At 62.7% G+C, this 10,240-nt stretch carries 10 protein-coding genes; 5 read left to right on the forward strand and 5 right to left on the reverse strand.

The features are described from left to right. Positions 1 to 1,087, reverse strand: a 1,087-nt coding sequence (locus tag RTX98_RS14180) for an aspartate aminotransferase family protein (RefSeq protein WP_312797381.1), incomplete at its 3' end; no start/stop codon positions are given. Between the two features lie 435 nt (positions 1,088 to 1,522). Here RTX98_RS14180 and RTX98_RS14185 point away from each other — a divergent pair. Together RTX98_RS14185 and RTX98_RS14190 are read left to right on the forward strand one after the other, a co-directional pair. Further along, positions 1,523 to 2,059, forward strand: a complete 537-nt coding sequence (locus RTX98_RS14185) for a GcrA family cell cycle regulator (protein WP_312797383.1) — start codon at positions 1,523 to 1,525, stop codon at positions 2,057 to 2,059. Positions 2,060 to 2,240: 181 nt separating this feature from the next. Beyond that, a complete protein-coding gene (locus RTX98_RS14190) occupies positions 2,241 to 2,816 on the forward strand; it encodes an acyloxyacyl hydrolase (RefSeq protein WP_189503782.1) in 576 nt (191 codons plus the stop codon). An 81-nt stretch (positions 2,817 to 2,897) separates the two neighbouring features. Here the strand turns inward: RTX98_RS14190 and RTX98_RS14195 are convergent, their stop codons facing one another. Then, a complete protein-coding gene (locus RTX98_RS14195) occupies positions 2,898 to 3,722 on the reverse strand; it encodes a tetratricopeptide repeat protein (protein ID WP_312797387.1) in 825 nt (274 codons plus the stop codon). Positions 3,723 to 3,890: 168 nt separating this feature from the next. Between RTX98_RS14195 and RTX98_RS14200 the strand changes: the two genes are divergently transcribed. The 3 genes from RTX98_RS14200 (at position 3,891) to RTX98_RS14210 (ending at position 6,572) form a co-directional block, all read left to right on the forward strand. Beyond that, positions 3,891 to 5,267: a leucyl aminopeptidase family protein gene (locus tag RTX98_RS14200; protein WP_312797389.1), complete on the forward strand. Its 1,377-nt coding sequence runs from the start codon at positions 3,891 to 3,893 to the stop codon at positions 5,265 to 5,267. A 79-nt stretch (positions 5,268 to 5,346) separates the two neighbouring features. Further along, positions 5,347 to 5,697, forward strand: a complete 351-nt coding sequence (locus RTX98_RS14205) for a MarR family winged helix-turn-helix transcriptional regulator (protein WP_312797391.1) — start codon at positions 5,347 to 5,349, stop codon at positions 5,695 to 5,697. Continuing rightward, positions 5,694 to 6,572 (forward strand): C40 family peptidase, encoded by an 879-nt coding sequence (locus RTX98_RS14210; RefSeq protein WP_312797392.1) that lies wholly within the window; start codon positions 5,694 to 5,696, stop codon positions 6,570 to 6,572. Before RTX98_RS14205 ends, RTX98_RS14210 begins: the two co-directional genes overlap by 4 nt. A gap of 292 nt (positions 6,573 to 6,864) precedes the next feature. Here the strand turns inward: RTX98_RS14210 and RTX98_RS14215 are convergent, their stop codons facing one another. The 3 genes from RTX98_RS14215 to RTX98_RS14225 all read right to left on the reverse strand — a co-directional run. Continuing rightward, positions 6,865 to 7,887: a type II secretion system F family protein gene (locus tag RTX98_RS14215; protein ID WP_189503794.1), complete on the reverse strand. Its 1,023-nt coding sequence runs from the start codon at positions 7,885 to 7,887 to the stop codon at positions 6,865 to 6,867. Between the two features lie 5 nt (positions 7,888 to 7,892). Further along, positions 7,893 to 8,897, reverse strand: a complete 1,005-nt coding sequence (locus tag RTX98_RS14220; protein ID WP_312797394.1) for a type II secretion system F family protein — start codon at positions 8,895 to 8,897, stop codon at positions 7,893 to 7,895. A 19-nt stretch (positions 8,898 to 8,916) separates the two neighbouring features. Further along, positions 8,917 to 10,240: CpaF family protein (locus RTX98_RS14225; protein ID WP_312797395.1), on the reverse strand; the 1,324-nt coding region annotated here is incomplete at its 5' end.

Raw genomic sequence — 10,240 nt, forward strand, 5'->3', positions numbered from 1 at the left:
CGCCGGCGGGCACGGACAACAGATGCTCGTCGCGCAGTTTTGCATTCACCACGGTGTTCGGCATCTTGCATTTCAGCCCGAGCATCAGCCCGTCACCGCGGATATCTTCCACGACATCGGGATAGGTATCGGCGATCTCGGCCAGACCCTGCTTCATCACATTGGCCTTGCGCACGACATCATCCAGGAAGCCGTCTTCCAGCACGACATCGAGAACGGCATTGCCCACGGCCATTGCCAGCTGGTTGCCGCCGAAGGTCGTGCCATGCACGCCCGGCACCATGCCGGATGCCGCTTCTTCCGTGGCCAAACAGGCGCCTACGGGGAAGCCACCGCCGATGCCCTTGGCGATCGCCATGATGTCGGGGGTCACGCCGCTGCGCTCATAGGCGAACAGCTTGCCGGTGCGGCCGATGCCGGTCTGGACCTCGTCGAAGATCAGCAGCAGATCCTGCTCGTCGCAGATCGCGCGCAACTCGTTGAGGAACGCTGTCGGCGCCAGCCGGATGCCGCCCTCGCCCTGCAGGGGCTCGATCAGGACCGCGGCCGTTTCGGGCGTGATCGCAGCTTTTAACGCGGCGATGTCGTTGAACGGCACCTGATCGAAGCCGTCGACCTTGGGACCGAAGCCCTCGATATATTTGGCCTGTCCGCCGGCTGCGATCGTTGCCAGGGTGCGGCCGTGGAACGCACCTTCAAAGGTCAGGATGCGGAACTTGGCGCCATTGCCCTTGGCATAATGATAACGGCGCGCGGTCTTGATCGCGCATTCCAGCGCTTCCGCACCCGAATTGGTGAAGAAGACGCGGTCGGCAAAGGTCGCGGCGGCAAGGCGTTGGCCGAGCTTTTCCTGACCCGGCACTTCATAAAGGTTGGATGTATGCCAGAGCTTGCCGGCCTGTTCGGTCAGCGCCTGCACGAGGTGGGGGTGCGAATGGCCCAGCGAGTTGACCGCAATGCCACCGGCAAAATCGAGATATCGCTCGCCATCCACCGTGATCAGCCACGTGCCCTCGCCTCGCTCGAAAGCGAGGGGTGCCCGTGCAAACGTGTTGTAAAGCGCCGATCCTGTGGCCGATCCAGTCATTGTCTCAACTCCGCGCGATGCGGGCCAGGCGAACCTGGCTTCCCTTGATGCTGCAGAAAGTAAAAAGCCGCCCTCGGGGCGGCCTTCTGCTGGCAATATTGGTGTTTTCACCCTTGAAGTCAACGCAACCAGGGCGGGGAAGTCATGCGACCAAAGGCTGGTCCACGCGGCGACTCATCAGGTTTGCGCGGTGCCCGTCTACCCTTGCGTGAAGCTTGCGGCGGCCACGTTCAAGCTGGGGAAAACCGCAGAAACTGATTCGCAGGCGTCGCAGGACTCTTGTCACGGAGTCACGCGACCACTAGGTTCGGCTTACGAGATAACAAGATTTCGTACGGCGAACCTTATCACCGAGCATATGTAGCACATCCTCCAGTTCAAGCGACTGGAGGATGACGGATTCGGCTTGCCGTGCCGTCAACGGAGCGTGGAAACATGAACTGGACAGACGAGCGGGTCGAGCTCCTCAAGAAACTTTGGGCCGAAGGTCTGAGCGCCAGCCAGATTGCCGCACAGCTCGGCAATGTCAGCCGCAATGCCGTGATCGGTAAGGTGCATCGCCTCAAGCTTTCCAGCCGAGGACGCGCAACGGCCGCTCCCGCCGCGAAAAAGAAGATGGTTGCGACCCCAACCGCCGTACAGCGGACGGTCACGGCTGCGGCTCGCCCTGCAACCGCACAGCCGCCGCGCATCATCACGGCTTCGGTCGGCGCAAACGCGCTGCAGATGCAGTTCGATGCCGAGCCGGTGGCACATCAGCAGCTTCGCCCGACCAGCGACGTCGTTGTGCCGATCTCGCGCCGCTTGCATCTGGTGGAACTCAGCGAGCGCACCTGCAAGTGGCCGAACGGCGATCCGCTTTCGGAAGATTTCAGCTTCTGCGGCAACGACGCCAAGGATGCGAGCCCCTATTGCGGCTACCATGCCAAGGTTGCGTTCCAGCCGGTCGGCGAGCGCCGCCGCGCCCGCTAAGCGTCGCAGCACGTCTGCAACACAAGTATCGAGCCGGTATGCAGCATATGCGTACCGGCTTTTTTGTGCCCGTTGCGCAACACTGATCCGCTCGCGCGATAAAGCTTAACGAATGGCAATTCCCAATCCAGCCAGCAGGCGTAGTTTCGCGGTCGAATCATTGGCGGGCGGGACGTCGAACATGAAGAAATCTTTGCTGGCGCTCGGCGCCCTTTTGGCGCTTGGCGCGGCCCCGGCTGCAGCACAGGAAGCAGGCTTCCTTGGCGGCATCCAGATCGGCAAGAATGCCGACAAATACGAAGTCCGTCTTGGCGGCGGCGCTTATGATGCCGGCCCGTTCACGCCGGACTCGTTCAGCGGCGGCGTGATCAACGGCGAGTTCCTGTTTCCGAGCTTCGACTTCCTGCAGGGCATCGGTTCGCCGCGTCCCTACATCGGCACCGACATCGCGATCTCCGACGATCCGATCCATGTTCTTTATGCCGGTTTGAACTGGCAGGCCTACCTGACGCAGCGCTTCTACCTCGGCTTCAGCCTGGGCGGCTCGCTCAACACCGATTCCAAGCGCACCAATGACGAAGGCGACGAGCGCGATCTCGGCTCCAACGTCCTGTTCCACCTTCAGGCGACGGCCGGTGTCGACATCACGGAAAAGCTCGGCGCCGAAGCCTTCCTCAACCACATCTCGAACGCCAATCTCGGTTCTTCGAATGATGGTCTGGAATCGGCCGGCGTCCGCCTGACCTGGAAGTTCTAAGCCCAGCTTCCAGCCGGCAAAAAAGAAGCGCCTTCAGGAGGCGCTTCCGGCATTTCCATTATTGCAAGGCGCGGCAGGACCTCAGTTGGTCTTCCGCGCCTTGTCTTCTTTCTTGAGGTCGTTCCAGGCATTCTGCTGCGCCAGCATGCCTCTGAGATAGGCGACATTGGCCTGCGCCTGATCGGGCGAGAGTTCCTGGCTGGCAATCGCCTCGGCTTCCGCAAAGCGCCCCTGCAGCCCCACCACCAGAGCCAGGTTCTGGCGCACGCGGCTGTCGGCACCCGGCGAGGCGGCGGCCTTGCGCATCGTCGCTTCGGCCGTCTTCAGATCGCCGGTCAGCACATAGGACATTCCGAGGTTCGACAGAACGGACGGCTCACCGGGCTTCAGCTCCAGGGCGCGCGTATAAAGATTACGCGCTTCTGCATTCTGGCCGAGCTGGTCGAGGATCGCCGCTTCGGCGGAAACCAGCCGCCAGTCCGGATATTCCGGGGTTTGCGCACGGCGCACCGCCTGTAAGGCCGGCTCGAACTGACCGTCGGCTGCCAACGCCTTGCCGTAGGCCGCCAGCACGTCGCGATCCTTGGGATGGTCGATCGCCGACTTGCGCATCACCGCCAGCGCCTGATCGGTGCTGCCGCTCATCTGCAGAACCGCGGCGTAGCGCAGCGCTGTCGCCTTGTCGCTTGGCTGCTTGGCGTAGGACTGGCCGAGCCGCTGCGCGACACCCTGCAACTCCGCACTCGACATTTGCTCGACCGAACGGCCCGAGGCTGCGGGAGCGATCGAGCCCGTCGTTTCGCGGCTGGTTTGTGAACAGGCCGCAACGCCGGCTGCCAGCATCAGGGCCAAGCCGGCCTTGAGCAAAGGCTCGGCCGTAAACACTGTCTGACGATTGACGGACATCTGCGGCGCCCCCTGCTCTTGCCCTGCCGCATCAGCAATATTCCGTTAACCCTAACGGAGCGTTAAACAGCATCCTTGCTTTCACTGGCGTTCTGCCCGAGGTCGACAGCCGCCCTTCCCGCTCTTAGAACAGCCTCAGCCGAACGCACATCAGAGTGGACTCGAGTCATGCCCGTTGAACTTCTTTCCAAGCGCCCGGACAAGGCACTGCCGATCTATCTGGTTGCGAAGAACGGGTCTGACGCGGCTTGGCCGACGGCAGCCCGCGAATGGGCAAAGTTGCATGAGTTTTCGGGCGAAGCCGGCCGCGTTCTTTGCTTTCCGACCGACAGTGGCCAGCTCGGCGGCGCGCTTTGCGGCATGGGCGCCTCTGATGAAGGTGGGCTGACCGCGCTGTCCAGTGGCGCACTTGCCCGCGCTCTGCCTGCCGGCGACTGGTATTTTTCCGATGTCCCCGGTGACGCGACACTCGCCGCGCTCGGCACGGTTCTGGGTAGCTATTCCTTCGAGCGCTACGGCAAGAAGCCGACGCGTGCGCTGCGTGTGGCCGTCGGCGACGATGTCGATGCCGCGCATGTGAGCCGCATTGCCGATGGCGTGTTTCTGGCACGCGATCTCATCAACACACCGACCAACGACATGGGCCCGGCCCAGCTGGAAGACGCCGTCCGCGCCCTTGCTTCGCGCTTCAAAGCCAGGGTCGAGGTGACATCGGGTGACGGCCTGCTCAAGGCCAATTTCCCGATGATCCATGCCGTTGGCCGTGCCTCCGACCAGGCGCCGCGGTTGATCGACCTGACCTGGGGCCGCAGCGGTTCGCCCAAGGTGACGCTGGTCGGCAAGGGCGTGTGCTTCGACACCGGCGGCCTCGACATCAAGCCGGCCAGCAACATGCTGCTCATGAAGAAGGACATGGGTGGCGCCGCCAACGTGCTGGGCCTCGCTTCCATGCTGATGGAAGCCAAGCTCGACATTCGCCTGCGCGTTCTGATCCCCGCCGTTGAAAACTCGATCGCAGGCAACGCTTTCCGCCCGAGCGATGTCCTGCAAAGCCGCAAGGGCATAACGGTGGAAGTCGGCAACACCGATGCGGAAGGCCGCTTGGTTCTGGCCGATGCCCTGGCGCTGGCCGACGAGGAAAGCCCCGACCTCCTGATCGACATGGCGACGCTGACGGGTGCCGCCCGCGTGGCGCTCGGACCCGATGTGCCGCCCTTCTTTACCGAAGACACCGCGCTTGCCTTCGACATCGCGACTGCAGCCGATGCTAGCGCCGACCCGCTCTGGCGCCTGCCGCTCTACAAGCCCTATGCCGCCCGCCTTGCTTCCAAGATCGCCGACACCAACAACGTCAATGCCGACGGCATGGCCGGCGCGGTCACGGCAGCGTTGTTCCTGCGCAAGTTCGTGGAGAAAGCCCATAGCTGGGTACATTTCGACATCTATGGCTGGAACCCAACCGATCGCCCCCACTGCCCGGTCGGCGGCGAAGCGCAGGGTATCCGTGCGCTCGAGCGGTTCCTGACCCGTCGGTTCGGCGCCTGACGCCCAAGCCGGCGCTTGCATAGGCTTCGAGCCTGATCTAGCTTGATACGGATCCGAAACGAATGCGAGCGCTTAGGCGATGCCGGTTACTTTGCGTCCCGGACAGGCACTCGGATTGTGGCGCTCCACCTTGCTCGCGCAGGTGCTCAATGACGCGCCGGATCTCACCACGCGCCAGATGGCGATCCTGCTCACCATCTACCTCGATCCGCCGCCGCATACGATCCGCGGGCTTGCCGCCAAGCTCAGCGTCACCAAGCCGGTGATCACGCGCGCACTCGACACGATGGGCGCGCTGAAGCTCGTGTCGCGCCATCGCGACGAAACGGACCGGCGCAACGTTCTCGTACGCCGTACCGTTGAAGGTTCATTGTTCGTCGAGGGGATCGGCGACATCATCATTGCCAAAGCACGGGACTTACCGACATGACCACCCTCGATCGCCGCCTTCATGCCTTCCGCGACGATCTCGCCGACATCCGCCTCAGCGGCCAGGTGGAAGCCCGCGATTACGTGGAAGGCCAGCCCGCCCGCATCGTCGCTCCCGTCGCCGACCTTCTCCGGCAACCCACGCTCGAAGCCGGCATGGACACCCAGATCCTTCATGGCGAGGACGTGCGCGTGTTCGACCAGGCCGACGGCTTCGCCTGGATCCAGGCTGCGGATGGCTATGTCGGTTATGTCCAGGCGGAAGCGTTAGCGCCGGTTCTGGTAGAGCCCACACATGTCGTGACCGCGCCGCGCACCTTCGTGTATCCCGGCCCCGACCTGCGCTTTCCTCGCCGCCGCAGCCTGTCGATCGGCAGCCTCGTTCATATCACTGGCGAAGCCGAGACGCGCGGCACCGGCTATTCCCTGCTGGAAAACGGCGAGGCGCTGATCACCAAGCACCTGCAGCCCCTGCCCTATGCGGTGCTCGATTATGTCGATGTCGCCGAAAGCCTCATCAACACGCCCTATCTCTGGGGCGGCTCCTCCGGCTTCGGCATCGACTGTTCCGGCATCGTGCAGCTATCCATGCGCATGGCCGGCCTTTATGCCCTGCGCGACACCGACATGCAGGCCAGCACAATAGGCGAAGGCGTCCAGCCCGGCCCCGACATGGCGCTCCTCAAGCGCGGTGACCTCGTCTTCTGGAAAGGCCACGTCGCCATCGTCACCGGCCCCGATGAAATCATCCATGCCAGCGGCCACACGATGTGTGTCACCCGTGAATCATTGTCGGCCGCCGTGGAGCGGATCGGGTATCTGTATGGTGGCCCGACGGGGTTCCGGCGGCCGATGCAAGGAGTGGCAGGTTTATAGACCTGGCAACGAAGACGTCCGTACTCGGATATGCACCCTTCTAATCCCCGAAGGACGTTGGGGCGCTTGATCCGTAAACGGTTTGGTCTGCTGATCCAGGGAGCGGTTTCGGCAACCGCGGCTTCTTCAATCTCAAGCCAATGAAGAAGCACAGCGCGATAATGAGGCTGCCTAGCACCACTCCGATGATGACTTGAACAAAGGCTATCATGTCGTGACTCTCGATCGAGTATCGCTTTGATAGCACGAACGACGATCCTTCGTCTTCGTGTCGGCAGCAGTCTCTGAACTGCTACTCAGCTGGCCGCGCGGCCTCGCCTGATCCAAACCGTTCCGACACCTGAATGCCCGCCGGCCCTAAGATCACGGCAAACAGCACCGGCAGGAAGAACAGGATCATCGGTACGGTCAGCTTCGGCGGCAGGGCTGCGGCCTTCTTTTCGGCCGCGTTCATGCGCAACTCGCGGCTTTCCTGCGCCAACACGCGCAGTGCCGACGACACGGGCGTGCCGTAGCGCTCTGCCTGGATCAGCGCCTGCGTCACGCTCTTCACGGTTTCCAGTCCCGTGCGTGCGCCGAGATTCTCATAGGCCTGCCGGCGTTCCTGCAGGAAGGACAGCTCGGCATTGGTGAGGATAAACTCTTCCGCCAGCTCGACCGACTGCGCGCCGATTTCTTCCGCCACCTTGCGGAAGGCAGCCTCGATCGACATGCCGGATTCCACGCAGATCAGCATCAAATCGAGCGCATCCGGCCAAGCGGCCTGGATCGAGGCCTTGCGCTTGGAAGCGCGGTTGGTGACGTAAAGCACCGGCAGATAGAAGCCGGCATAAGCGCCCAGCACGCAAACGAAGGCCTTGATGAAAAACGGCTTCTCCGCCAGCCCGCCCATCACCAGCAGGTAAAACAACACCAGCGCCAAGCCCACAAAGGGCAGCACCAGGCGGAAGAAAAGGAAGCGCGTCAGCGGGTTCTGGCCGCGAAAACCGGCCACGCGCAGGGAATTGACCGTGCTTTCATCCGCCAAGGCACGGCGAAGATCGAGCCGGTCCACCACCGCGCGCATGCCGACCGATTGTTCCTCGCGCAAACCACCGCCCTTGCGGCGACGATCTGCCTCGGCCGCCAGGCGCGCACGCTGCTTGGCACGCAACTCGTCGCGTTCCAGAGCCACCGTCTTCATCCGCACCTTCAGCGAAGAACCGCCGCTGAAGGCGGGTAGCACCGTGTAGATCGTGGCAAACACCGCCAGCGATACCAGCACCGCCATGGCGACGGCCGGATCTTCCACCACGGAATAGATCGCATCCATCATCGCGATCAGACCTCGAAATTGATCATGCTGCGCATGACGAACAGGCCGATCGACATCCAGATACCGGAGACGACAAGGATCAGATTGCCCGTGCTCGTGGTGAAAAGCGGCATGATGTAAGCCGGGCTCGAAAGATAAACGAGGATCGCCACGATGAAGGGCAGTGCGCCGATAATGGCGGCGGAGGCCTTGGCTTCCATCGACAGTGCGTTGACCTTGTCCTTCATGCGCTTGCGGTCGCGCAGCACGCGCGACAGGTTGCCCAGCGCTTCCGACAGGTTGCCGCCGGCCTGGCTCTGGATCTGGATCACGATGCCAAAGAAGTTGGCTTCCGGGCAGGGCATGGTTTCGCCCATGCGCATGGCCGCTTCCGGCACGGAAAGGCCCAACTGCTGCGCTTCCACGATGCGGCGGAACTCGGTCTTCACCGGCTCGCGGCTTTCATGCGCGATCAACCGGATGCCGTCATTCAGCGGCAGACCGGATTTGACGGCGCGCACGATCACGTCCAGCGCATTGGGAAACTCGGCCAAGAAAGCCTTCACGCGCCGTTTGCGCTTGAAGGACACGAACCAGCGCGGCAAGCCCACGGCGCCGGCCAGAAGCACGCCTGGCAGAAGATAGATCGGCATGCCGAGGATGAAGGCGACGAGCGTCAGACCGAGGCCGCTCAGCACGGAATAAAGATAGAAGCGATCCATCGCCACCGTCATGCCGGCCTGGCGGATCTGGATCTTCAGCGGCGGCTTCCTGGTACTGGCGTCCCGGATCTTCTGCTTTTCCTCGAGATCCTTCAGCGAGTCCTGAACCGACTTGCGGCGCTTGGCGATTTCGGCGGCGCGATCGCGCGTGGCCTTGACGTTGGCGCGCGACGTGTCGGCTGCCTTCACCGTTTCCAGCCGGCGCCCGGCCTTCTTTTCCGCGGCAATGCGGTCGAACAAAAAGACATAGGCGACAAGGCCGGCGCTGACGCCAGCCAGAAGCACGAGAAGCAGGATCGATGTGCTCATCTGCGTGCCCCGCCGAACATCATGCAGCCCGCTTTTCCATGGCTTCGAGTGCTGCGGCCAGGCGTGCTTCCTCGCCATAATAGCGGGCGCGATCCCAGAAGGCGGGGCGTCCGATCCCGGTCGACACATGCTCCCCGATCAGGCGGCCATTCTGGTCCTCGCCCTTGATGTTGTAGAGCACGAGGTCCTGCGTGATCACCACATCGCCTTCCATGCCCACCACTTCCGTGATGTGCGTGATGCGGCGCGAGCCATCGCGCAAACGCGCGGCCTGGATAATGATGTCGACGGAACCGACCACGATCTCGCGCACTGTCTTTTGCGGCAGGGAAAAGCCGCCCATGGCGATCATGGATTCCACGCGGTTCAAGCATTCGCGCGGGCTGTTGGAGTGGATCGTGCCCATCGAGCCGTCATGGCCGGTGTTCATGGCCTGCAGCAGATCGAACACTTCCGGTCCGCGCACTTCGCCGACGATGATGCGTTCGGGCCGCATACGCAGGCAGTTCTTCACGAGATCGCGCATCGTTACCTCGCCCTCGCCTTCGAGGTTCGGCGGGCGCGTTTCCAGGCGCACCACATGCGGCTGCTGCAGCTGCAACTCGGCAGAATCTTCGCAGGTGATGACGCGCTCGTCGCGGTCGATATAGTTGGTCAGACAGTTCAACAGCGTCGTCTTGCCGGAGCCCGTACCGCCGGAAATCACGACATTGCAGCGCACCCGGCCGATGATCTTCAGGACCTCCGCCCCTTCCGGCGAGATCGCACCGAAGCGCACCAGCTGGTCGAGCGTCAGCTTGTCCTTCTTGAATTTTCGGATCGTGAGGGCTGCGCCATCGATCGCCAAGGGCGGGGCAATGACGTTAACACGCGATCCGTCCGGCAAACGCGCATCGCAGATCGGCGAGCTTTCATCGACGCGCCGGCCGACCTGCGACACGATGCGCTGGCAGATATTGAGGAGCTGCTGGTTATCGCGAAAGCGAATGCCGGTCTGCTCGACCTTGCCGTTCACTTCGATGAACACCTGCCGCGAGCCATTGACCATGATGTCGGCGATGTCGTCGCGTGCCAGCAACGGCTCGAGCGGTCCGTAACCCAGTACGTCGTTGCAGATATCTTCGAGCAGTTCTTCCTGCTCGGCAATCGACATCGCGAAATTCTTGATGCCGATAATATCGTTGACGATGTCGCGGATTTCCTCGCGCGCCGTTTCGGGGTCCAACTTGGCCAGCTGCGACAGGTCGATCGTGTCGATCAGCGCGGAAAAGACCTGGCTCTTGGTGTCGTAATAGCTTTCGCTGCGCGGGCGGTCGGGCCGGCGCGGCGCCTCGGGCGTGGAT

Source organism: Tianweitania sp., from assembly GCF_032053605.1.
Lineage (GTDB): Bacteria > Pseudomonadota > Alphaproteobacteria > Rhizobiales > Rhizobiaceae > Tianweitania.

Excerpts from the sequence above, each read along its gene's own strand:
- RTX98_RS14185 (WP_312797383.1), top strand. The coding sequence starts at position 1,523 with ATGAACTGGACAGACGAGCGGGTCGAGCTCCTCAAGAAACTTTGGGCC.
- RTX98_RS14190 (WP_189503782.1), top strand. The coding sequence starts at position 2,241 with ATGAAGAAATCTTTGCTGGCGCTCGGCGCCCTTTTGGCGCTTGGCGCG.
- RTX98_RS14220 (WP_312797394.1), bottom strand. The coding sequence starts at position 8,897 with ATGAGCACATCGATCCTGCTTCTCGTGCTTCTGGCTGGCGTCAGCGCC.
- RTX98_RS14215 (WP_189503794.1), bottom strand. The coding sequence starts at position 7,887 with ATGATGGATGCGATCTATTCCGTGGTGGAAGATCCGGCCGTCGCCATG.
- RTX98_RS14210 (WP_312797392.1), top strand. The coding sequence starts at position 5,694 with ATGACCACCCTCGATCGCCGCCTTCATGCCTTCCGCGACGATCTCGCC.
- RTX98_RS14200 (WP_312797389.1), top strand. The coding sequence starts at position 3,891 with ATGCCCGTTGAACTTCTTTCCAAGCGCCCGGACAAGGCACTGCCGATC.
- RTX98_RS14195 (WP_312797387.1), bottom strand. The coding sequence starts at position 3,722 with ATGTCCGTCAATCGTCAGACAGTGTTTACGGCCGAGCCTTTGCTCAAG.
- RTX98_RS14205 (WP_312797391.1), top strand. The coding sequence starts at position 5,347 with ATGCCGGTTACTTTGCGTCCCGGACAGGCACTCGGATTGTGGCGCTCC.